This window comes from Prodigiosinella confusarubida (genome assembly GCF_002847015.1).
In the GTDB taxonomy this organism is placed as follows: domain Bacteria; phylum Pseudomonadota; class Gammaproteobacteria; order Enterobacterales; family Enterobacteriaceae; genus Prodigiosinella; species Prodigiosinella aquatilis.
The window spans coordinates 4,379,243-4,401,217 of sequence record NZ_CP025085.1 but is presented as its reverse complement, the minus strand read 5'-3'; the positions used below and the strand labels follow the sequence as shown (position 1 = coordinate 4,401,217).

Annotated in this window: 26 protein-coding genes and 1 CRISPR repeat array; of the genes, 17 read left to right on the top strand and 9 right to left on the bottom strand. The window is 54.7% G+C overall.

Going from position 1 to position 21,975, the window contains the following annotated elements; genetic code table 11:
* Positions 1 to 3 precede the first annotated feature (3 nt).
* Positions 4 to 237 carry a PerC family transcriptional regulator gene (locus CWC46_RS20030; RefSeq protein ID WP_021014768.1) on the top strand — a complete coding sequence of 78 codons (234 nt, stop codon included), beginning with the start codon at positions 4 to 6 and terminating at the stop codon, positions 235 to 237.
* A gap of 54 nt (positions 238 to 291) precedes the next feature.
* Here the strand turns inward: CWC46_RS20030 and CWC46_RS23365 are convergent, their stop codons facing one another.
* Positions 292 to 864, bottom strand: coding sequence for a hypothetical protein (locus tag CWC46_RS23365; RefSeq protein WP_021014769.1), 573 nt, complete (start codon positions 862 to 864; stop codon positions 292 to 294).
* A 314-nt stretch (positions 865 to 1,178) separates the two neighbouring features.
* Here CWC46_RS23365 and CWC46_RS20020 point away from each other — a divergent pair, with 314 nt between their 5' ends.
* From CWC46_RS20020 to CWC46_RS19975, 10 genes are all read left to right on the top strand, one after another.
* Positions 1,179 to 1,493, top strand: coding sequence for an integrative conjugative element protein, RAQPRD family (locus CWC46_RS20020; protein WP_021014770.1), 315 nt, complete (start codon positions 1,179 to 1,181; stop codon positions 1,491 to 1,493).
* On the top strand, positions 1,493 to 1,738 hold the full coding sequence (locus CWC46_RS20015) for a TIGR03758 family integrating conjugative element protein (protein ID WP_021014771.1): 246 nt from the start codon (positions 1,493 to 1,495) through the stop codon (positions 1,736 to 1,738). The genes CWC46_RS20020 and CWC46_RS20015 overlap by 1 nt, the downstream gene beginning before the upstream one ends.
* 15 nt (positions 1,739 to 1,753) lie before the next feature.
* Positions 1,754 to 2,104, top strand: coding sequence for a TIGR03745 family integrating conjugative element membrane protein (locus CWC46_RS20010; RefSeq protein WP_021014772.1), 351 nt, complete (start codon positions 1,754 to 1,756; stop codon positions 2,102 to 2,104).
* 9 nt (positions 2,105 to 2,113) lie between these two features.
* Positions 2,114 to 2,488: a TIGR03750 family conjugal transfer protein gene (locus CWC46_RS20005; RefSeq protein ID WP_021014773.1), complete on the top strand. Its 375-nt coding sequence runs from the start codon at positions 2,114 to 2,116 to the stop codon at positions 2,486 to 2,488.
* Positions 2,485 to 3,144: a PFL_4703 family integrating conjugative element protein gene (locus tag CWC46_RS20000; protein WP_021014774.1), complete on the top strand. Its 660-nt coding sequence runs from the start codon at positions 2,485 to 2,487 to the stop codon at positions 3,142 to 3,144. Before CWC46_RS20005 ends, CWC46_RS20000 begins: the two co-directional genes overlap by 4 nt.
* A gap of 20 nt (positions 3,145 to 3,164) precedes the next feature.
* Complete coding sequence (locus CWC46_RS19995; protein ID WP_037381288.1) at positions 3,165 to 4,037, top strand: TIGR03749 family integrating conjugative element protein; 873 nt, start codon at positions 3,165 to 3,167, stop codon at positions 4,035 to 4,037.
* Complete coding sequence (locus CWC46_RS19990; protein ID WP_021014776.1) at positions 4,034 to 5,557, top strand: TIGR03752 family integrating conjugative element protein; 1,524 nt, start codon at positions 4,034 to 4,036, stop codon at positions 5,555 to 5,557. Before CWC46_RS19995 ends, CWC46_RS19990 begins: the two co-directional genes overlap by 4 nt.
* Before the next feature lie 85 nt (positions 5,558 to 5,642).
* A complete protein-coding gene (locus CWC46_RS19985) occupies positions 5,643 to 6,050 on the top strand; it encodes a TIGR03751 family conjugal transfer lipoprotein (RefSeq protein WP_021014777.1) in 408 nt (135 codons plus the stop codon).
* Positions 6,050 to 8,869 (top strand): conjugative transfer ATPase, encoded by a 2,820-nt coding sequence (locus tag CWC46_RS19980; protein WP_021014778.1) that lies wholly within the window; start codon positions 6,050 to 6,052, stop codon positions 8,867 to 8,869. Before CWC46_RS19985 ends, CWC46_RS19980 begins: the two co-directional genes overlap by 1 nt.
* The gene (locus CWC46_RS19975) at positions 8,866 to 9,264 is read left to right on the top strand and encodes a hypothetical protein (protein ID WP_021014779.1); all 399 of its coding nucleotides are present in this window, start codon (positions 8,866 to 8,868) and stop codon (positions 9,262 to 9,264) included. The genes CWC46_RS19980 and CWC46_RS19975 overlap by 4 nt, the downstream gene beginning before the upstream one ends.
* 141 nt (positions 9,265 to 9,405) lie before the next feature.
* On the opposite strand, the gene CWC46_RS19970 is transcribed toward CWC46_RS19975, so the two are convergent.
* Both CWC46_RS19970 and CWC46_RS19965 read right to left on the bottom strand, forming a co-directional pair.
* On the bottom strand, positions 9,406 to 9,693 hold the full coding sequence (locus CWC46_RS19970) for a type II toxin-antitoxin system RelE family toxin (protein ID WP_021014780.1): 288 nt from the start codon (positions 9,691 to 9,693) through the stop codon (positions 9,406 to 9,408).
* Positions 9,690 to 9,941 (bottom strand): type II toxin-antitoxin system Phd/YefM family antitoxin, encoded by a 252-nt coding sequence (locus CWC46_RS19965; RefSeq protein WP_021014781.1) that lies wholly within the window; start codon positions 9,939 to 9,941, stop codon positions 9,690 to 9,692. Before CWC46_RS19965 ends, CWC46_RS19970 begins: the two co-directional genes overlap by 4 nt.
* 301 nt (positions 9,942 to 10,242) lie before the next feature.
* Here CWC46_RS19965 and CWC46_RS19960 point away from each other — a divergent pair, with 301 nt between their 5' ends.
* Genes CWC46_RS19960 through CWC46_RS19940 form a run of 5 tightly spaced genes read left to right on the top strand, consistent with a single transcriptional unit; the run spans position 10,243 to position 14,938 of the window.
* Positions 10,243 to 10,647, top strand: coding sequence for a TIGR03757 family integrating conjugative element protein (locus CWC46_RS19960; protein WP_021014782.1), 405 nt, complete (start codon positions 10,243 to 10,245; stop codon positions 10,645 to 10,647).
* Positions 10,644 to 11,618, top strand: coding sequence for a TIGR03756 family integrating conjugative element protein (locus CWC46_RS19955; RefSeq protein WP_021014783.1), 975 nt, complete (start codon positions 10,644 to 10,646; stop codon positions 11,616 to 11,618). The genes CWC46_RS19960 and CWC46_RS19955 overlap by 4 nt, the downstream gene beginning before the upstream one ends.
* 10 nt (positions 11,619 to 11,628) lie before the next feature.
* Positions 11,629 to 13,047, top strand: coding sequence for an integrating conjugative element protein (locus CWC46_RS19950; protein ID WP_021014784.1), 1,419 nt, complete (start codon positions 11,629 to 11,631; stop codon positions 13,045 to 13,047).
* The gene (locus CWC46_RS19945) at positions 13,044 to 13,397 is read left to right on the top strand and encodes a hypothetical protein (protein WP_021014785.1); all 354 of its coding nucleotides are present in this window, start codon (positions 13,044 to 13,046) and stop codon (positions 13,395 to 13,397) included. The genes CWC46_RS19950 and CWC46_RS19945 overlap by 4 nt, the downstream gene beginning before the upstream one ends.
* An 11-nt stretch (positions 13,398 to 13,408) precedes the next feature.
* Positions 13,409 to 14,938: a conjugal transfer protein TraG N-terminal domain-containing protein gene (locus CWC46_RS19940; RefSeq protein ID WP_021014786.1), complete on the top strand. Its 1,530-nt coding sequence runs from the start codon at positions 13,409 to 13,411 to the stop codon at positions 14,936 to 14,938.
* A gap of 38 nt (positions 14,939 to 14,976) precedes the next feature.
* Here the strand turns inward: CWC46_RS19940 and CWC46_RS19935 are convergent, their stop codons facing one another.
* Complete coding sequence (locus CWC46_RS19935; RefSeq protein ID WP_157831389.1) at positions 14,977 to 15,363, bottom strand: hypothetical protein; 387 nt, start codon at positions 15,361 to 15,363, stop codon at positions 14,977 to 14,979.
* Between the two features lie 141 nt (positions 15,364 to 15,504).
* Positions 15,505 to 16,102: direct repeats of the CRISPR family, unit length 37 nt; unit sequence GTCTTAATCCCTTCAGTCAGGGAACGTCCTTACGGAC.
* A gap of 333 nt (positions 16,103 to 16,435) precedes the next feature.
* Here CWC46_RS19935 and CWC46_RS19930 point away from each other — a divergent pair.
* Positions 16,436 to 17,188, top strand: coding sequence for a DUF6602 domain-containing protein (locus CWC46_RS19930; RefSeq protein ID WP_021014788.1), 753 nt, complete (start codon positions 16,436 to 16,438; stop codon positions 17,186 to 17,188).
* A 52-nt stretch (positions 17,189 to 17,240) separates the two neighbouring features.
* On the opposite strand, the gene cas6 is transcribed toward CWC46_RS19930, so the two are convergent.
* Genes cas6 through csm2 form a run of 5 tightly spaced genes read right to left on the bottom strand, consistent with a single transcriptional unit; the run spans position 17,241 to position 21,959 of the window.
* Positions 17,241 to 18,164, bottom strand: coding sequence for a CRISPR system precrRNA processing endoribonuclease RAMP protein Cas6 (cas6, locus tag CWC46_RS19925; RefSeq protein WP_021014789.1), 924 nt, complete (start codon positions 18,162 to 18,164; stop codon positions 17,241 to 17,243).
* On the bottom strand, positions 18,161 to 19,840 hold the full coding sequence (locus tag CWC46_RS19920) for an RAMP superfamily CRISPR-associated protein (protein ID WP_021014790.1): 1,680 nt from the start codon (positions 19,838 to 19,840) through the stop codon (positions 18,161 to 18,163). The genes cas6 and CWC46_RS19920 overlap by 4 nt, the downstream gene beginning before the upstream one ends.
* A complete protein-coding gene (csm4, locus tag CWC46_RS19915; protein WP_237160193.1) occupies positions 19,837 to 20,820 on the bottom strand; it encodes a type III-A CRISPR-associated RAMP protein Csm4 in 984 nt (327 codons plus the stop codon). Before csm4 ends, CWC46_RS19920 begins: the two co-directional genes overlap by 4 nt.
* On the bottom strand, positions 20,817 to 21,563 hold the full coding sequence (csm3, locus tag CWC46_RS19910) for a type III-A CRISPR-associated RAMP protein Csm3 (protein WP_021014792.1): 747 nt from the start codon (positions 21,561 to 21,563) through the stop codon (positions 20,817 to 20,819). Before csm3 ends, csm4 begins: the two co-directional genes overlap by 4 nt.
* A 12-nt stretch (positions 21,564 to 21,575) precedes the next feature.
* Positions 21,576 to 21,959, bottom strand: coding sequence for a type III-A CRISPR-associated protein Csm2 (gene csm2 / locus CWC46_RS19905; RefSeq protein WP_021014793.1), 384 nt, complete (start codon positions 21,957 to 21,959; stop codon positions 21,576 to 21,578).
* Positions 21,960 to 21,975 lie beyond the last annotated feature (16 nt).

Sequence of the window (21,975 nt, the reverse complement as noted above, 5' to 3'; positions counted from 1 at the left end):
AACATGACGTTAAAAGATGAACAGGCTGAGATGCTTGAAGAGCGTGGATGGTGGCATCGGGCTGCACGCCGTTGGCTGGACGTGCTCGATCTCACGGTGGATGATTCTGTTCGTGAGGCAATTATCAGGCGACGGGAACATTGTTTGAACATGTCTGTGAAGATAGCGCCCGACCAGCGTCGTCGGGATAATCGGAAACTCTACAAACAACAGCTTCGATATAGCGACGGTTACTAGAAACGCAAACTCAGTACCGAGCTGCGAGGGGACAAGAGGGATTACTTCTCCAGTTTAGTCCTCCTCAAATTGCAACAATAGACCAATAGCAGTTAAGAAATCCTTCCCAACAATTTGAGGATGGTGGATTAAAGCTTCATTAAACAGTGAATGATGTTGTGCCGCCACCAAACCTATACATTCAGGGGTGTCAAGGACAACGCCATAAGTTGTGCTAAATGTAAGATCGATAATTTCATAAGAAGGTGAGGTCAACCAAGCGTGAAGGTCTACAGGACGCAATGAAGGTGGGGCAGACAGTCGTTCTCGGAGCTGTTCCTCCGGTGTGTAAAATACTTTGTGTTGATTACGTTCTACATATCCCAACGTATAAGTGAGAGGTGTTCCTAAAAGTTTTTCTACCTGTCTCTGCATTAAAAAGTTGACCGCAAAACATTGTTGGGAGATTTGCTTGATATCACGGTTTTCAAAAAAAACTTGGAGGTATTCAGTCAGTTTTTGCAGTGTTTTTTCATCAATATATCGTTTGTCAGATGTCTTAAAGTACGGTGCGCACAGCCCCCATGAATCCGTTCGCTCTATTGCATTGTGGAATTCTTTCTCATAACCAGAGATTAACTGACTCATATCTTCTCCTTATTATCTGTCGAATTGAATTGATTGCATGTTTTTGCAGTGGCACTGAGCCCTCTTCCGCAGTCTGTAGATGGGCGTAATGTTTTTTTTATTTGTGATTTCTCCTCTGTCAGTCTGAATGAGCTGTTTTTATCAAACCCGTTGAAAACAATATATATACTCCAAAAGTAAAGGCTTAACTACGTTCGGCCTGCAAACAGGCTTTTTCATTTTAATTTTCGCCCCGTCATAAACAGTTTCCTGCTGCTCTCCCTGTTCGGTTGCGTCAGTCTTTCCCCGCAACCTTAAACACACAGGAGAACGTCATGCGCCAATCCCCCGGGCTCTGCGTGCTGCTACTGACCATTTTTGGCTTCAGCACGTTCCAGACGCAGGCTTCCGAAAAAGACGAGCTGGCCCTGGTGATGCGTCAGCTTGACCAGGTTCAGGCCGGTCTCGACAGAGCTCGCGTCGTGGCCAATCAGAATGACCAGAATGCCCGCTTTTACTTCGACTACCTCAGTGCAACACGCGATATCACCACGATGAAACAAGGTATTGCGCATTATCTGGAACCGTCCCGGGCTCAGCCTTCGGTGCCAATGTCAGTCACCGGTCAGTACCGTGAGGAGGGGCGCTAATGGCCATGACCAGTGCTCAGCAGTCAGGCTGGAGTGCCGGCACCGGCGGTGGCATGGAGCCGGCATCTCTCAATCTTCTCATTCTGGGACTCCTCGGGGCGGTACTTTTTCTGTTTGTTGCCTGGGTGCTGGTGACCGCCTACCGCGGCGTCTCTGATAAATCCATTCCCATGAGCAAGTTGCCGGAGACGGCTATTCGTCTGGTTGTGCTGCTGCTCCTGACACTCTTCTTCTTTTTTCACTGAAGTAAGGATAATTCAATGAAGTTAATGACTTTCTTTCGAAACAGGTTTGCGCTGCTGGCAGGCAGTACCCTGTTTTATGTCGGCAATGCCCTGGCTGACCTGCCGTCAATCGAGCAGCCGACTTCCGGCGGCGGGAGCGGCACATACGCCACTATCAAAGGTTATCTGCGTGATGGCCTGACCCTGGGTGGTCTGGTGATAGCGGCGGTTGCCTTCATCGTGGTCGCCAATGCGGCCATCAGCTGTTTCCATCACGTCCGTCAGGGTAAGGCGACCTGGACGGAGTTTGGCACCTTCGTGATCATCGGTGTCATTTTGCTAGTGGTGGTTATCTGGCTTGTCACCAAAGCCAGCGACATTCTTTAAGGGGGCAGTATGGCCGTGATCGAGTTTTTACCCGACCGTCTGAATACCCCGCCCGTTGTCTGGAAAGGCTTCACTGCCGGTGAGTTCCTGCTGGCTGCTGCGGTGGGGTTTCTGCTCGGTATTCCCGTTTCCCTCCCCCTGGTCTTCATCCCCGCAGTCGGCTGGATTGCGATCCCGACCTGCATGCTGATCATGCCCATCATGGTTGTGTTTATTGGTGGCCGCTGGGTCAGCAATTACAAACGCGGCAAGCCGGATAACTATCTCTGGCGGCGGCTGGAGGAGTTGCATGCTCGCGCTGGGCTTTTCCGGGGGCTGGTCATTCATAGTCAGGCGTGGGCGCTGAGGCGTACGCGTCCCTTTAAACGGGGAGCCATCCAATGAGCCGTTTTCGCAATGCGGTCAGCGCCCGGGACAACCATATTTTCACCCTGCGTATGGTGTGCGCCATGTTGTTTGTCGCGATGATGACAACCAGCACCGGCTGGATGCTGGCTCCCCGAAACCTGACTATCCACAATCCGCCCGATCTCCGTTCGGGCAGCACCAAAAAATGGTGGGAAGTGCCACCTTCCACGGTATACAGCTTTGCGTTTTATATCTTTCAGCAACTGAATGCCTGGCCTAAAAATGGGGAAGTGGATTACCCAGCCAAAATTGCCCAGATGAGCCCTTATCTGACACCGGCCTGTCAGGATTTTTTGAATAAGGATGCCGAGTTTCGCACCAACAGCGGAGAGCTGAAAGACCGCGTGCGCGTGGTCTATGAGATCCCCAAACGCGGTTACAGCAGCAAAAGTGTAGAGATCAAATCCGATGATGAATGGGTTGCCCGCTTGGATCTGGTGGCTGACGAGTATTACCACACCGAACCGGTGAAACGGGCGATGGTGCGTTATCCGATCAAGGTTATCCGCTGGGAAGGTGACCCTGAGCGTAACCCGTTCGGGCTGGCGATGGATTGTTATTACGGTGTGCCTCAGCGCCTGGAAGCCATACCTGTTCAGGCACCTGAGAAAAAAACAGGGGTGTTCCAGTGAAACTAAAAATCCTGGCCGCGATGGGACTGATAATGACAACGGTTGGTGTGGCTCATGCCGTGGAGCTGATGAAGTGGGAGCGGATCCCTCTGCAAATTCCTCTCAACGTGGGGCAAGAGCGGATCGTGTTTGTGGATAAAAACGTGCGGGTCGGGTTCCCACCCTCCCTTAACGGCAAGTTGAGAGTACAAAGCAGCGGGGGCGCGGTCTATCTGGATGCCAGTGATGCCTTTCCTGTGACGCGTTTGCAGTTGCAGAACAAGGAAAACGGCGAAATCATTTTGCTCGATGTCAGCGCTGCTGTGGGAAAAACGACCCGCGAACCGGTTCAGGTGGTGTATGACGGTGACGTGTCATCGGCTTCTGCCAGCGACAAAACGCAGGTCAGCGGTACCGGCAGTCGCCATGGTCAATCGGTATCGACTCAGAATGCAGCGATGACAGAACGGCGCAAGCCAGCAAAGTTGAATGCTCCGTTACCGGTGGTGTTGACTCGCTATGCCGCACAAAGCCTCTACGGCCCACTGCGCACCGTGGAGGCCGTGCCGGGTATCAGTACCGTCGCGCTTAAAGTGCCTTCCCGGATCACTACTCTCTATCCCTCAGCGCCAGTGACCGTCAGTCCGCTGGCAGCCTGGGGCCTTAACGGTTACAGCGTCGTTGCCCTGCAAGTGCGCAACACATCGGCGACAAAGGTCATTCTCGATCCCCGGGAACTGGAAGGTCAGTTTGTCTCGGCGACTTTCCAGCACCGATGGTTAGGGAATGCAGGGACGCCCGAGGATACCACGGTGTTGTATTTGGTGACGGAAGGCCGTCCGGAAAGCGCATTCTTGTCCGAGCCCGTCGTGCCGTTGGTCAACGGCAAAAAGACGCGGAGTACCCGTAAATGAAAATAAAATCCAATGGTCTCGTCAAACTCATGGTGCCGCTGGCTATCCTCGGCACGGTGTTCATTGGTGTCAAATCTTGCTCAACAGATGGCGGGGAGAAAAACGCGCAGGCCAATGCAGGAACGGCAGTGCCTGACCTGACGCCGGAGGACATGAAGGCGATGGGCATTGAAGGGGACACGCCTCAGGACACCCTGCGCACGCTGGTCGGCAGTTTGAAGACGGTGACGAAGCGGCAAAACCAGCTTGACGCCGACAACAAGGCTCTGGCGGAAGAAAATAAAAATCTGCAGCAGAGCAATCAGAACGTTGATGAGCGTATCCATCAGGCGGTGATCAATGCGCAGTCAACGGCAGATAAAGAACAAAGCCATCTGAAAGGCCAGGTACAAGCACTGACTACACAGATTGGCGACCTCATGCAGAAATTGAAGGATAAAGGCAACGGCGGTCAGGGAACGATGACAGGAAATCCTTCTACCATCGGCAGTGATATCCCCGTGGGGTTGGGGCTCGATGGCGGAGGCGTCGGGAGTGCCGTGCCCTCAACAGGGAGCGATGGTCTCCTGTGGGTTGAACCTAAAGACGGCGTGGCGGTAGATGCCAGCGGCAAACCGGTTGGAGAAGGGAATACCAACATTGCCAACGGTTTTTCCTTTGCAACCTCCTTCCTGGATGATAACGCCATCACCCGTCAGAAAGCCGAGCTGGCCAATAAAACCAATGCCGGCAAAACCCTCAGTGGCAATAACGCCGCCGAGGGCCCCGTTGATCCGGTGTACACCCTGCCTGAAAATTCAACACTAATTGGCAGCCGGGCGATGACCGCGTTGCTCGGACGCGTCCCTATCGATGGAAAAGTCACCGACCCTTATCCCTTCAAAGTGCTTATTGGCAAAGACAACCTGACCGCGAACGGTATCGACCTGCCGGATGTGCAGGGCGCAATTGTCTCCGGCACGGCGACCGGTGACTGGACGCTGTCGTGCGTGCGCGGCTCGGTGACCAGCATCACGTTTGTTTTTTCTGATGGCACAGTACGTACCCTGCCACGGCCTGCCGGGCAGACCGACAGCCAGGGCGGAAACAACGGCAACAATGCTGGCAGTATTGGCTGGCTGTCAGATGAAAACGGTATTCCCTGTCTCTCTGGCGAGCGGAAATCGAACGCATCGACCTATTTGCCCACACTCTTTGCGCTCTCTGCCAGCAGCGCCGCTGGCGATGCGCTGGCCCAGAACCAAAATACTGCGCAGACGAACGCTTATGGTGGTGTGACATCAACGCTGACGGGCGATGCCGGACAGTCTGTCCTCGGTAAAGCGGTCTCCGGGGGGATGCGGGATATGGCGGACTGGGTGAAAGCCCGTTATGGCCAGACCTTTGATGCCATCTATGTACCCCCGGGCATGAAGGTGGCGGTCCATATCACCCGGCAGCTGGCGATTGATTATGAAGAGAAAGGCCGCAAAGTGAAGTATGACTTCAGCCTGAGCCAGGCCGGCACGGGACTGGACTGAATGGGGGATATGGACAGGTTTTTGTTGCGCTGTTTTCGGGACGTTGTCTCAGCGGATGAACTCTACAAGAAAGGTGGACAGGTGCATGAAAAAGAATAGAACACCGCTGCTGTATGCAGTGTTACTGATGCTGCTGAGCGGTTGCAGTACCAGTAAAGATGCCATGCTGCCACCCGGTGACAGCACCATGCTGGAGTTGTGGAATGACGGGGCTTCGACGACCCATGCCACCGGCGAGGGTCGAGCAACCTTGCGTCGGGCGCTAAATGATCGTGAACGCACTGCGTCAACGCCGATGGCGGAAAGCTACAGCCGTACTCAGGAAAATGAAATTCAGCAGACGTTTCCGCGTCTGCCTAATCCCGACATGGTGATGTATGTCTACCCCCACATCGCCGAGGGCAATGCGCCGGTGCCGGGGTACAGCACCGTATTTCCATTTTACAGCCAGATCCAATACGCCCTGCCGGGCGAACGCACAGGAGATCTGTAATGTTTTCATTGTTTCGCCGTCAACCGGACGCCTCTGAAGTGCACCTTACCGGCAGCGGCCCTTTTGCTGTCGAAGGGCATGAGCCATTCAGCCGTGAAGGGACGTTTACTCACCGTGATGAGGCCAGGGCCTACAGCCAACAGCCTTCTATTATCGATTATATGCCCTGGGGGGAATATCTCCCTGAAGGACGATGCCTGTTACTTGATGACGGTGTCTCCGTCGGTGCCGTGTTTGAAGTGATCCCTGTCGGCACAGAAGGCCGCCCGGCCGAACGTCTGGAGGAGATCCGGGACGTGGTGGAAGATGCGCTGCAGGACAGCTTGCCGGAACTCGATGGCAACCAGTGGGTGACGCAGTTTTACTGCCAGGATGAAACCGATGTCACGGCGTATATGGATAAGCTGCGGGGTTATGTGAAACCCTGGGCGCAGGGAACGCCGTTTACTCAGGCCTGGCTGGCCGAAACCGAACGGCATATGAAAAGTATCTCAGTAGAAAAGGGGCTCTTTGAAGACAAGATTGTCACCGGTGCCCCCTGGCGTGGCCAGACCCGGCGTACACGTATGGTGATTTATCGTTACGTCGAAAAGAATGCGCGTGATCCGTTGCCGCCGGCCATCATGTTAAATCAGGTATGTGACCGCCTGACGTCGGCCATGGCTGGAGCCGGTATTCGCTGTGAGCGACAAAACGGTGAGCAGATCCACAGCTGGTTGCTGCGCTGGTTTAACCCCAGCCCGCAATGGGTCGCCCCGGACGTGCTCTACCGTGCCGCCCGGCACGACGACGGCGAGCCAGATAGCTTGCCTATCCTCAATGATTTCAGTGAAACGCTGTGGTTTACGCGCCCGCGTAGCGATGCCGAGCGTGGTGTATGGTGGTTTGATAACGTCGCTCACAAGGCGGTACCGGTTGAACGTTTACGTCGCGCGCCCCAGACCGGCCATCTGACCGGTGAAGTCCGGCGGGGGGAGAACATCAATACCCTGATGGATCTGATGCCGGAAGGCACCATGATTGCCATGACGCTGATAGTTCAACCACAGGATGTGCTGGAAGAGGAGTTCAATCGTCTTGGTCGCAATGCCATGGGCGAAAATATCGAGTCCACTCGTGCCCGCGAGGATGCGTACAAAGCCCGTGAATACCTGGGGGAACGGCATAAGTTGTACCGTGCGGCGCTGACTTTTCTCATCCGGGCACCTAATCTCGATACCCTCGACAAGCGTTATCTCGATATCAGCGCCAAACTGCTCAATGCAGGACTACAGCCGGTGAATCCGGAACATGATGTGGCCCCACTGAACGGTTACCTGCGAGCGATGCCGATGTGCTTTAACCCGACGGTGGATAAAAATCACTGGTACAGTCGGCTGACGTTTGTGCAGCATTTTGCCTGCCTGCTGCCGGTCTTTGGCCGAGACACCGGCACGGGCAATCCTGGATTCTCCTTCTTCAATCGCGGTGGTGCGCCGCTGACCTTCGACCCGATGAACAAAACCGACCGTACGCAGAATGCACATTTACTGCTGTTCGGACCGACAGGCTCCGGGAAGTCGGCCACGCTGTGCAGTGCGTTGTCTCAGTTGATGGCGGTTCACCGATCACGGTTGTTCCTGCTGGAAGCGGGTAACTCCTTCGGGCTGTTTGCCGATTACTGTGAGTCGCTTGGACTGACTGTCAATAAAATCAGCGTGAAGCCGGGGAAAGGGGTCTCTCTGGCACCCTTTGCGGATGCCCATCTGCTGCTGCAGGCATCACCGGATGAGCTGGTAACGGATGAGTCGGCACTACCAGAACTCGATGCCGGCACTGACGATGATGAAGAGGATGAAAAACGTGACATCCTGGGCGAGATGGAAATTGCGGCGCGTTTGATGGTCACCGGCGGGGAAGCCGCAGAGGAAGCACGTATGACCCGTGCTGACCGTGGGATGTTGCGTGAAGCAATTTTAGCCGCGGCACGCACGTCATTCGGTGAAAGTCGTCAAATGTTGCCAGAGGATTTGATGCATGCGCTGGAAAATATTGCGCGTGATAATGCGAAAGACGCAGACGGCCGCGAGCGCAGAACGGCCAGCCGGCGTGCGCGTGCGGAAGAAATGTCCGAAGCATTACGTATGTTTACCGAAGGCTTTGAGGGAGAGTTGTTCAACCGTCCTGGTACGCCGTGGCCAGAGGCGGACGTAACGCTGATTGACCTGGGGACGCTGGCCCGTGAAGGTTATGAAGCGCAGATGGCGGTGGCCGTCATTGCCCTGGTCAATACCGTGAACAATATTGCCGAGCGCGATCAGTACCTCGATCGGGAAATCAATATGGTTATCGATGAAGCCCATATCGTGACCACCAACCCGCTGCTGTCACCTTACATGACCAAGGTAGTGAAAATGTGGCGTAAGCTCGGCGCCTGGCTGTGGCTGGCCACACAGAACCTTGCGGACTACCCCGATACGGCGGAAAAAATGCTTAACATGGCCGAGTGGTGGCTGTGCCTGACCATGCCGCCGGATGAGGTCGAGCAAATCGCCCGCTTTAAGAAACTCACCGAGGAACAAAAAGCCATGCTGCTGTCGGCGACCAAACTGCCGCGGTGCTATACCGAAGGCGTGGTGTTGGCCAAACGGGTAGAGGCCTTGTTCAGGGCCGTTCCTCCCAGCCTGTACCTGGCGCTTGGGATGACGGAAAAAGAAGAGAAAGCGGAGCGGCGGGCACTGATGAATGAACATCACTGTAGTGAACTGGATGCGGCGTTCCATGTGGCACGCAAGCTCGACAAAGCTCGGGGAATACTCACTGAAATGAGGGCAGCATGAGACGACGTGGAATGTCACCACCGACGGTGGTCAACGATAACGAAATGAGTCTTGCCGTCATGTTTGATGTGCCACCGCAAGGGGATGCGTATATTGGTGAAAGTGATCACCGTCAGCTGATGAAGCTGAAAGATAATATCCGTCGGCGCCTGCATTCACCGATGACTCTCTCCATACGGCCGCATCGAGTGGGTATGCTCAATTGCCTTTCCATCCATCTGGGGGGTAAGGCCGGTACCACGCTGGATCTGTTGATCACCCTCGCTGGTAACACGGTCTGGCCAGATGATAATGAATATGCACGGGGGGCCCGGTGGTATATCAATGTGCCGGATGCCACTGACATGATGTGGCTGCTGAAATCGCTGGATGTTGTCACGGTCAACGAGGGGTGATCGGAAACTGGCGGCGACTGCTCAAATCTTTTGGGCAGACGACGCCAGTTGAACAAGCCGCAGGCGCGTTAGCTTGTTTTTAAAGGGAGGAGAGGAAGCATTCGGCAGGATTAAGGGTCTGGTTTACTTCTGGCAGGAACATTACCTCATCCGTTCGCTAGCCAGATGATAAACATCGTTTCGTTCCCGTTTACCCACAGCGACAACAGCGATAATTAATTTATCGTCAATCACTTGGTAAACCAGGCGAAAACCAGACATTCGAAGTTTTATTTTGTAGCAGTCTTTTATTCCACGCAGTTTAGCTGAAGGAATATGTGGATTTTCACAGCATTTTTTCAGTTTTTTTGCAAACTGTTGCTGAATGGCTTTATCCAGTTTCTGCCATTCTTTCAGCGCATCTTCCCTGAATTTGACCGTGTAGCTCATAGATAGCTATCCAGATCCACATCAAGCAGGGGTTGGTGGCTGCGTTCGGCTACCAGCTTCACCAGTTCCTGATCGTCGAGTGCATTAAGTATCTTCTCGTACAGTTCGGCAGGGACGCAATAAAAAGCAGGTTGGTTGCGATTAAGTATGGCAACTGGAAAGCCCTCCCCGGCGTTGACTGTCGCCATAGGGTTTTTCTTGAGTTCGCTGACACTAGCACTCATATCACTTAGGATGATATTTGGCATATAACACCTGTAAAGACTGTTTAACAGGTCTTTACAATATAACCAAAAGGACCTGTTAACAAGTCTTTTTGATGTTTGAGTATGGATAGAATTACCTGAACATCCAGGTACGGCGGAAATTAAACGGGAGGTAAAAAAGCTGCTGTGAGGTTTCAGTTTGGTAACTGGGGTTCTGGCTTATCCCCCAGGAAGCGGTCGAGTAATCCGAATAAATTTTCACTGTCAGATATTGAGTTGTTTACTGACGTGAATACCGTATCGACGCACCTTAGACGGGTTATCCGCTTAAGGAGTGTTCACCATGAAAAGACTCATCGGCTGTTTGCCGGCACTGTGCCTGTCTGCGGGTGCCTGTGCCAGCACGGTCATTTATACTGATAGCACCCATCCCGTTACCTCTTCTTCTCCTGATATTCCTGTGGTGTACCTCGATGCGCCTGAGCGTGTGCAGACGGGTATCTTTGGCACCTTACCGGCAAATCCCGCCCTTGCCGAAAAGCAGGCCCGCGATGTTCTGAACTCACCAGCGTTCAAATCGCAACAACAGCAACTGGCCAGCGCGTATCAGGGGCTGATGAAAGCCTGGTCACTGGGGCTGACCAAATACCCTGCGGTTGTTTTTGACGATAAATGGGTGATCTACGGGACCACTGACGTCAATGTGGCCATGCGGTACATGACGGACTGGCAGGGGGCAAACCAATGACACACTCCGCGTGGCGTTCGCGTCGGTTGTTATTGGCCACACTGCTGACCGGCAGCGGGCTGTGTATGGCCAGCGTCAATACCGCCAGCCTGATTTCCAGCGCGGCCAGCGTATCCTGCATCAGCTGGAAGGTGAAGGGGATCTGCTATTGGTTGCTGTGTACTCCCTTTGGTTGTTCTGTCAAAACGTCGGTAAAAGTTGAGCATTTTATCCCGGAAGCCGTGGTATCTGCGTATTCCGGGCCGGGGGATAATCCCTGGACAGAAATGGCCACCGTCAGTGATGCGGCCGGCAGCGGGGAAAGTGGCATTATTGGCGCGCTTAGCGGCATCAGCGCCGGTGGCGGCCAGCAGGAAATGAAAGCCCCCGGGTTGCGCAAACAGAATCTGCATTTTCATTATGCCGATGCTTATGGACATCCGGCTACCACGCTTATCGGGGGACAGATTGCCGGGTATTCCTGCAAATCTGCCGCCACGCCTTTTGTTCCTTACTTTGTCAGTTCGCTGGATGCTCTGGTATGGCGCAGTGGTCTGCCTGAAGCCCTGTACCCGGAAGCACTCATCCCTGGTCAACGTGAACTCGGCAGTCAGACAAGCGCCAACATGTGGGGCAATATTTACCCGCGCAGCGGCTTTGTCACCCAGGAAGACAGCTATAAATCTGCAGCCGTTGTCGCTCAGCGCGTGGCCGATGTGATCACCCGCACCGGCCAGCTTCACGTTTATCAGCCGCTCGTTGGTCAGCGGTCACCAGGTTACTGGCCCCCGGAGCCGGTAGAAGAGAATACCGGTACTCAGAACCATAAATGGCAACGCCTTTCTCCGGCGCTGTCGACCACCTGTGCTGTTTTCCCTGATACCGGCGCAACTGTCGCCCAGGACGGTAACTATGCCTGGGCGCTTTGGCAACCCTATAGCTGCTGCAAACGTCGCGGGCAGACTTTCCTCTTCAGCACCGACTTTTCGTGAGACTTCCGCTATGAAAAAGAAAAAACAAACCCATCCGCTTTTGCCACTGACGTTGTTGGTTATCTTGACCGGCGGCGTTTCGTCTGCATATGCCGAAGTCACCGCCTCTGCAAGTGGCGTCTCCGCCAACGGGGCTATCAGTGATGGCCTGTTTTATTCGATTGGCGGGGGTTCGGTGATATCTCCGCCCGCGTCCCGCAACAGCATGACGCGCCTGGGGATGAGCGGTGGCCTGAGCAGTGACCTGATGTGCGGCAACTTCGACATTAAAACGACGGTGGGTAACCAGCTTAATGGCGTGACCAGCGGGTTTAAAGACCTGATGGGTACGGTTATTCAGGGCGCTACCGGCGCGGTTGCCAGCATGCCGGCGATGGTGATACAGCGCGCTAATCCGGGTCTGTATGAAATGCTGACCAACGGTGTGCTTCAGGCCGGCCTGAGTTTTGACAAAGCCAAACTGAACTGTCAGAACCTGGCCAATAAAATGGCCGACTACACGATGGGAAACAAGTGGACGCAGGCGGCCGTGACCGAAGAGTACAAGAACATCGTCGCCTCAAGTGACGGTGATGCGGTCAGCAGTGACCAGAAACTGCAGAAAGCGACCGGTGAGGACGGGGCTACCTGGATTGGGGGACAGAAACGCGGTGGCAAAGGGCAACCGTCGATTAAGCCGACGCATGATCTCGCCAAAGCCGGCTACAACATGATGAACAACCTGCCGGTCACCAGTAACAGCACCGTGGGAGCATCCAGTTGCAACGGTTCGGTATGCCAGCGCTACTCAAACTCGGAGGACGCGGCGGCAGCCGTGGTGAAAGTGCTGGGCGACCGGTCTATCCGGACGTGCCGTGAGGCCAGTGAATGCGGCAGCGGAGGAGATGAAAACGCCGCCGGCAGCACTGTCGCCGGCACAGGTTTCTCCCCCATGCTTGAAGATGCCACCAAAGAGAACCTCGAGCAGTTAGACAAACTGGTCGGCGGCTCAGAAGCGCCCACCGCCGATAACCTGGCCAAACTGAAAACGGGCAGCCTGGTGGTGACCCGCGGGGTCATCCAGTCCCTGAAAGATGACCCGGACAGCGCCGCACTGGTACAGCGCCTCGCAGGAGAACTGGCCATGTCTGACACCGTGGAGCAGGCGTTGACCATGCGCCGCATGTTGACCACCGGTCAGTCTGAGCCGAATGCGGCTGACCAGCCAGAAGCACTGGCGGAAGGTGACCGTCGTATCGATGCGTTGGACCGGGAGCTTGCTGCACTGAGTAACGAAATGGCGCTGCGGAAATCCATCAGCAATAACAGCTTGCTCACTACCCTGGAACGCCAGGGCGCACGCAATCAGGACAGTCGTCTGCAGCAGCACAGCGGAAGCCAGGACCAGGGTTTTAGCAGCATGAGCCAAAAATCAGGAGAGCAACAATGAAGACACCGACGTCACAAAAACAGCAGCGTCGTTTGGGGCGGACGGGCCAGTTCGTGCTGATTTTTCTGGTGATGGTGGCACTGACCACCGGTCTGTTTCTGTTCGCCTCAGTGCTGTTTGAATTTGACCCGGATGGGCAAAAAGTACGGCGCTGGCTGAGTGCCAGCCGCTACGGTCTGTTTGTGTGGCGGCTGACACTGTATGTCGTGCTGGGCTGGGTCTGGTTTTGTCTCGTGCGCCCAGCGGTCGTTAAAAAGTCTCTGGGGGGATCACTTCGACGTCTGGAGTGGACGGCAGTGGGGTTTATCGTGGTTCTCGAACTCGCCGCCTGGCGTTCCATACTGGCATAAGGGGGGATGTCATGACGGCTAATAGTTTTCTGGAGTATTTTCTGGTGTTGTTCGGCTGGATGCTGAACAACGCACTGTGGGACATTCTTCTCAGTACGGGGTTGTTCGCCCTCCCTCTGGTTTTCAAAGTCCTGGGTATCTGGCTGAAGGTGCGGGAAGAGGGGGCCGATGAGGGTAACAAAGGTGTACTGGCATTGCCGCGGGTTGAGCATGCACTCTACGTGTCGTTTTGCGTGATGTTGTTCTGCTGCATTCCGCTGCTGCCCGTTGATATCAACACCATTAAATTTGACAGTTCGCGGGCGAAACAGTGTGGGGTTAGCGTACCCACACCACAGAACTCCGGTTATAAAGGGCTGGTCAACGATTTCGCCGGAAAGACGGCCGAGGTGCCAGTGTGGTGGTACCTTCTGCATTTGATTTCCAAAGGCATCACGCAGGCGATGATTGCGTCAATCCCCTGTGGCGACCAGCTCCGTCAGTTGCGCTTTGACGTGCAGAATACCAAAATTCGGGACCCCATCGTGCTGCAGGAAGTGCAAGATTTTGCCGACCAGTGCTACTCCCGTTCGTACTTTAAGCTTAAGAACAGAAACAGCCAGCTGAGTGATGCCACCATCAACGCCGTGGGGTGGATTGGCAGCAGCTATTTTCTTAATACAGCCGGTTATTATGATTACTACACGTCTATTGAACCACGCAGTCAGTGGCCTTATGACAACGTCCGGGACAGCGGCTATCCCAATGTGGGGAAAGGCGGCTATCCGACCTGTAAACAGTGGTGGTCTGACAGTACCAACGGTCTCAAAACAAGGGTATTGGCCAATATCGATGATTCAACAAAGACAGGGCTGCAACGGCAATTCAGTAAAACGCAGTGGGAAGAGATGGCGCTGCGTTGGCTGGTGAGTCCCCGTAATGTCGGTTTATCGGGTAGCGGAGAAACTTACGCCGTTGGTAGTAGTGATACGGCCTCCGGGTTGACTGGCAACGTCACCCGGCTTGTCTCTTCAATAGGTTTGGGGCTAAAGCAGGCGGAAGCCTTACCCGGCTTTGATGCGCTGAAGCAGGCATTGCCGATGATCCAGGCACTCCTGGAAATGATGATCATCATCGTGATCCCGGTACTGATGATGTTCAGCGCCTATGAGCCGAAGACGGTGGTGACCATTTCGTTTGCACTGTTTGCTCTGATGTTTATCACGTTCTGGTGGGAACTGGCGGGGTGGCTCGATGACAGACTCATTACCATCCTCTACCAAACCATGGCAGAACAGGGGATGTTAAATCTTAGTGCCCCTCTTGTGGAATTTATGAGTTCACCGCGTGATGGCTGGATCATGAATATGGTGTTGGGGATGATGTATGTTGTTTTCCCGGCATTTTGGATTGGATCACTTGGATGGGCGGGGGCTCATATAGGTAACATGGTTGACTCCGCAATGAACACTGGAGCGAAAATGCCACAGCAAGCAGGTGGTGAAGGAGGTAAAGTTGCGGTCGGCGCTGTTAAAACTGCAGCTACTAAAGGCAAAGGATAAGTTATCAATTTGAGATTAAAAGCCGGTGTTGCCGGTTTTTAATCTTTATCCTTCATACCATTCATGTAAAAACCATACCCTTGAGAGCCGTGTTGCCAGCCATCGTTTGAGGTATTTTCATACAACCCGTCAGTGAGAGAAGAACTGCGGCGTTTCTTATCTGGTAAAAAAGAAAGTACAACACTTGCTACTTTGAAAGTAGCGCTTACAGCTTCTTTCAAATCAGCGGAATAAGAATTTTGCTCAAGTAAACCCAGCTCAATGTCCCAGTCGGATTTTTCATCTTTCAGAAAATTTTGCTTACTTTTCAAAATAATATCCTTTTTAAAAAAGTAACTATTCTTACAGGTTAATATAATTATGCTTGAAAAGCGACCGTTTTCAATCCTTGTTCTGAGATAACGATATGAAGTTTCTTTACTCATACTCAGCTTTTTAGCAATGCCAGTTTTATTAACCTAATAAGAGACAATGCTCTGTACAGCCGATTCCATTGAGACCCAAGATAGCGGCATAAATTGACTAAGTATAAAAACACCATAAAAAAACCCCTCAAAATTGAGGGGTTTTTTATCCCTTCAGTCAGGGAACGTCCTTACGGACAAAGAGCTACTCATAAAGAAGTGAAAGTTTTCAGTCTTAATCCCTTCAGTCAGAGAACGTCCTTACGGACCGAGACTGTGTAGCAGAGCTTAAAGCTAAATTGGTCTTAATCCCTTCAGTCAGGGAACGTCCTTACGGACGGTAAAGGTAAGCGCGGCGGCTAGCGGGTCATTGTCTTAATCCCTTCAGTCAGGGAACGTCCTTACGGACACAACTCTGTGGAGGAGGCCGCTGCCCGTGAATTGTCTTAATCCCTTCAGTCAGGGAACGTCCTTACGGACTTATTGGCTTAATGAAACGGAAGGAAATCTAGTGTCTTAATCCCTTCAGTCAGGGAACGTCCTTACGGACGTACCTTTGATAGAAACAAAACCGGGTGACCAAGTCTTAATCCCTTCAGTCAGGGAACGTCCTTACGGACAGTAGTCAATTCACTGTCTGGCGATGCATTGATGTCTTAATCCCTTCAGTCAGGGAACGTCCTTACGGACTATAGATTGTGGGGATACATATCCAGATAATAAGTCTTAATCCCTTCAGTCAGGGAACGTCCTTACGGACAATGAAAATTTATAACCCATTGTTTTTGTTTGATCAAGCAAGCCTGACTTTTTCTGCTTTCCCGTCGCAAAAAATACGTTTTTAAGCAAAAGTGGTGCCAGTGCAAACGTTGTGTCGCTAATAGATTGATGTCATGTGAGTTGTTATCGGCATAATTTTATTTTTGCTTGTTTTTTGTGCGAAAAATCGGCCTGCCGGAGAACGACGGGCGCGGCGGGGAAAATAAGCAAAATCTGTGCCTGAATGGGGGCTGATATCGCGGGAAAATTTATGGATAAGCGATATACTTTCCCACCGGGTGGATATTCAGAAAATTAAAATCAGGAAAGGAATATGACTAATCAGGCAAAAAAGTTATCTAGAATTAATGGTAGGGAGTTTTTAAAACAGTCCTTTAATTTACAACAACAACTATTGGCCTCTCAATTAAATTTATCCCGAACGATTACGCATGATGGAACGATGGGGGAGGTTAATGAAAGTTATTTTTTGAGTATTATCCGCCAGTATTTGCCTGAACGTTACTCGGTTGACCGGGGAGTTGTGGTGGATTCAGAAGGCCAGACCAGCGACCAGATAGATGCAGTGATTTTTGACCGGCATTACACACCGACATTATTAGACCAACAAGGGCACAGGTTTATTCCGGCAGAGGCGGTGTACGCGGTACTGGAGGTTAAACCAACCATTAATAAAACCTACCTTGAATATGCAGCCGATAAAGCTGCATCTGTCCGAAAATTATATCGAACCAGTACGGTAATAAAAAATATTTACGGTACGGCCAAACCGGTCGAACATTTCCCGATCGTAGCAGGTATTGTGGCGATTGATGTTGAGTGGCAAGACGGACTCGGAAAGGCATTTACTGAAAATTTGCAGGCTGTTTCCAGCGATGAAAACCGAAAACTGGATTGCGGTCTGGCGGTGTCGGGCGCATGTTTTGATAGTTATGATGAGGAAATAAAAATCAGAAGCGGTGAAAATGCATTAATCTTTTTTCTGTTCCGTTTGCTCGGTAAATTGCAATCATTAGGTACGGTGCCCGCAATTGACTGGCGGGTGTATATAGATAGTCTGGAATAACGCAGTAAACCCCCTCCACGCCGCCCGCAGGCGGCGTTTTTTCTTCCTGGCGTTAGCGGGGAACCGTCTCTAACTGATAGCGTCCCAGCCCGAAGCTGCTGTTTTTGCCCACATGCAACCACTGGCCCAGCCACAGCCATGTCCACAGCGGCGTCAGCTCGCCGTGGAGCGTAACGTCACCGATAAATCCGCCGAGATTCATCTCCTGTTGCTGGCGGCTGGAGTAGCGTTGCCAGTTCATCCAGCGCAACTGGCCGGGTTGCAGCGTAACGAGTTGCGTGGTCAGCGACGGCGGCGGGGCAATGCCCAGCGAGGCGGCCAGCGTGTGCAGGCGTCGCTCCAGCGCGGCCAGCAGGTCGTGTGCCTGAAGTTCACGCACCCGTACCAGTTGCCCCTGGCGCAACAGCCGGGTCGGGGTGGTGAAGTGCAGGCGCAGCGCCTCTGCCGCCGGGGGCGGTGGCGGTGTTTGCGTGGTGGCGTGTGGCAGGATAAACGGCTGGTCGTGACGCCAGATCGTCAGCCAGCGCGCTTCAGTATCGGGTTGCTCTACCTGCACCTGGCACAACTGTGCTGGCACCCGCTGGCTGCCAAACCCCTGAACAGCTGCCTGCATCCAGGCCAGAATAATCAGGCTCAGGTGCGGTAGCGCCGGGCCGTGCAGCACCACGTCTACCGGCCAGATTTCCCCTGCGGCAAGCTCCCTCTGAACGGCCGCTGGCTCCAGCACATAAGGCGGAGCCGGTTGGGGCTGGCCGGGGGTGTTTTGCAGCAAGCGCGGCTCAAACAACAGCGGGTACTGGCAACCGGCCAGCAACGGGCAGCCGTCACACTGTTTCTGACGGCTGATGCAACAGATGCGCCGCAGCGCATGGCCGAACGCGCCGCGCAGCATGGAGCCGCTAAACAGCGGCAGCGCCAGCGGTTCGATGCTTTGAAAACAGAGGCGGTAACGCGCCAGATGGCAAACCCATGTCATAACAGCTTATTCCTCAAGGCCGTGAGCTTTTTATCTTTGCCGGGTTTGATGCCCCAATAGTTGAGGATGTCGTCAAACAGTGTGCACAACTCGGCTTTCTCTTCTGCTGAGCCTTCAGTGGCAACGCAACCCACACAGGTGGCTAACTGACCGCGCAGCGGGCCGTTGGGGTTTTTATGCTGAAACGTTTGCTCACTCGCCAGTTGTTCTGCCAGCGACATGATGGACTGGCGCGCTTTGCTCTGGCGGGCTTTGTCTGCCAGCCGCTGCGCTTCCTCTTCACGAGCCTGAGCCAACTGCTGGCGTTGCTGGCGGTGGGTGTGCTGCTGTTGCTGATGCGCGTCAAGCCGCTGTTGCTGTTGCTGGCACCAGTCATGATGGCTGGCGACAAACTCGGTCACCTCCGGCTGGTCAGGCTGGTGCAACAGTACCCAGCCAAAGGGCAGCGCCTGTGTCAGCGCATCAGCTTGCGGCAGCGCCAGCGTGCAGGTGGTGACGTCCGGGTGGTAGGTGGTGCGCGTGCCTTGTCTCCCCAGCCGGGCGATATGCCGCCAGCCTGCCACGGTTTTGCTGATGGCTCCGCCGTATTTGCCCACCCGCAGCAAGAGTGCCTCGCCGCGCTGTAGCGGGTCGTCTAACTGGCGCAGTAATTGCTGCATCTGCGCCACCCAGTTCTGGCCGGGGGCGTACACATCATCCGTGCCGATGTGCTTTTCGGCCAGCCATGCCAGCTCGTGATGGCATTGCGGCAGGGTTATCCTGTTCACCTGTTGCGCCAGTTGCGACACCTTGCCAAGCCACTGCTTCAGGCGCGGGTTTTTTATTGCGAGAGCGGTGGGCGGCGTTTTCACGGTTATCTGGCAGTGCAACGGGCTTTGCCGGGGTTTAAGGCATTCAACCGGCGACAGTTCCATATTGTCCGCCTTGTTGTCCTGCTTCTCGGTGCGTTTGAACGGCTGGCGGCGTACCAGCCAGTAATCCAGCATGGGCGGGTGCTCTGCCGGGCTTACGGCATCCCCCACCTGTAGCCAGTGGAAGGGGTCATGCTCAATGCGGTATCGCGGGCTGTCGCGGCGGGTATCAAAGCCCAGTAGCTGGCGTTCCGCATCCTGCGCCACCTTGCTGCTCAGTTTGTCGGTTTCCCGTCGCTCGGCTTGCAGTGGCTGGCCTTGATTGAGCGCGCTGACCAGTGCGGTGCGGATAGCCCCTTTGAGCGTAGATCCGGGAATATAAGGCGCGCCCAGTGCGGCCCCGACGTGGCGCATCAGCTCTAGCTGGTTGATCATCTGCTTTTTGTTTTTGGTATCGTTCTGCATCACCTGCCCGAGCCGTGACTGGTAATAACGGCTGATGCCGGGTAACAGCGGGCACATCCGGCGGGCGGCGTATTTCAGCTTGCCCGCTTCCCGTGCCAGAAAACGCTGCACGGTCAGCGGCAGAGCAGGGTCATTGCTCTCCAGAATAGTGAGCAACTCGCTGCGCTGTGTCGCCGTGAGCGCCGGGCTCAGACCACCTTGCCCCAGTTCATACAGTGCATTTTCGTCTATCAGGTATTCACCGGGGTTCAGGCTGTCGCCGGTGGCGACATGCACCGGCGACAGGCAGGTGAGGGTAAAGTATTGCATGTTGTCGCTGTCACAGGCGGTGTGGCGACGTGGCGTCTGGTCGCGGGTCATTGTGGCTGTGCCTTATGGTGAAAGCGCACCGGGATCACCGGCGCATAGCCCTGATGCACCGTTTGTGGCAGGGCGGTGGAAAGACGGCCATTGCCGCCTAATCCCTGGCCGACAAACGGGCGGTTATCCGGGGTAACGGGGGCCAGCACGGCGGCGCTGTCTGCCAGTAGCAGTGGGTTTTTAAACGGATGGCCCTGCACCACCAGCGCGGCACCGTGGCGGCCAACGCGCACCAGCGGCGAGAAGAAACTGTCGGCACTGTGCCAGTGGCCCTGCTGCGGCGCACAGGGGGCGAGCGTCAGGCGCAGCGGGTTGCCATCAGGCGTGGGCAGCTCCGGCATCGGTTGTGGCGTGAGGTGAAAACGCCCCTTGCCGATGCTGGCATCTTTACCGTACCCCAGCAGGCCGATGGCACGCAGCGCGTCGGTCAGTTGTGCGGCGCTCAGGCGCTTATCATGCAGCAGGTAGAGATCCCAGGCGGTGTCCACATCAAACCAGTGCTGCTCGCTGCCAAACGGGGCGAACGCGTCATCGCCACCGGTGGTAAGTGTCTGGCGGTTGATGCTGTTGTGCATCTGCACGTCGCTGCGGTGCTGGTGGTGCTCAGGGGCGGCGGTTAAGTGTGCGCCCCACTCGGCCAGCGGCTGGTGAGCGAAGGCAAGCGGCAGCCAGCATTGCTGTTTACGTTGTTTGCGGGCGCGGGCATCGGCGGCGGCGAAGCCCAGCCGGTGTTCGGGCAGGTGCGGGCGCGGCAGGTGGTCGGCCAGCATCGGGTCGCTGATCACCGCGAACGGTCGCTGGTCGTGGTAGCCTGCCAGCAGCGCATTCAGGCCCGCCTCACCGAGGGATTCGCGCAAATACCAGCATAACTGGCCAAACAGCGTGTCACCGCGCAGCGCGGTGGCAAAGGCGCTGTCGGGGAGCAGCCGCAGGCGTAGCCATTGCCATGCGGCGGCGGGGGCAACGGGGGAGGGCATCATCCGGCTCCCTGCGTGGTGTGTTTAAACGGCTGTAACTGCTCAAAGCGCGGCTGGAGATCTTTCCCGTCGAGGGTCAGCGCTTCAAAGCGCACTTTGCCATACCCACGGGAAATGCTGCCGCCTAGCCCGTCCAGCTCCAGCATTTTCAGGCCCGCCAACAGGGTGTCGAGCAGGTCGGGGCTGTCGCCATCAAGCTGGCGCACGGTGAGGCGAAAGTCAAAGCGGCTGCCGGCGGGCACACGCTCGATAAAGCGCGGGTGCAGCGCCACGCCACTGATGCGGTCAATACAGTTTTCCGCTTTCTCTTCGGTCTGGACGCGCCCGCCTTGCTGCGCCAGCCAGTGTTCGTCAAATTCGCAATCCCAGAAGGACAGGCGAGTCGGGCCGATCTGTTGGGCTTGTTCGGCGGAAAGCTTGTCGCCGCCGCTGACGCCAAACAGTTGCAGGATTTTCAGTGCCTGTAGTGCCTGTGCCTGTTTTTTATCGTCGATCAGTTGCTGGTAAACCTGATGACTGAGCACCTTGCCCTCGGTATCGCCGACCACACCAGCGCGCCATTCGAGCAGGCTGCGCAGTTTGCCTTTCAGGCTGGAGCCGGGAATGTAAGGTTGCTGGGTCAACGGGTGGCGCACCACGGCGCTGTCGATGCCGCCAATCTGCAACGCGGTGTCGCCGCCGCCAATGTGTAACCCGGTTTCACACACCAGAGTGGCGCGTAACGTCTGGATATTGTTCAGTTGCATGAGATGTCCTTGTCAGTCGCGGCGTATGGCGCGTAAAAAACCGAGGGTGGCTTCAAAAAACAGCCGGCCATTTTTCAGGTGCTGGCAGGTGTTGATGCTGCGAATCAGGTTTTGCATGGTTTGGCAAAACTCGTCAGAGATAAGCTCGCGCCCTTTGGCATACGCCAGATGGGCGCTGATCATGCGGATCTCGGGTAGGTAGAGAGCCAGTTTTTCCTCATCGCCATTGATGCGCTGCTCCAGTTGCTGTAACTGGTCGTAAAAGCGGCGCAACTGAGTGGGTTTGCCCTTCTTACCGTATTGAGCCAACTGTTCGGCAAATTTTTGGGCGTCGTCATCAAAAAATGTCGCCTCCGGCTTGTGCAGTTGGCGTTTAAAATAGTCGAGCGTCGTCATGCTGTGTCCTTGTTGT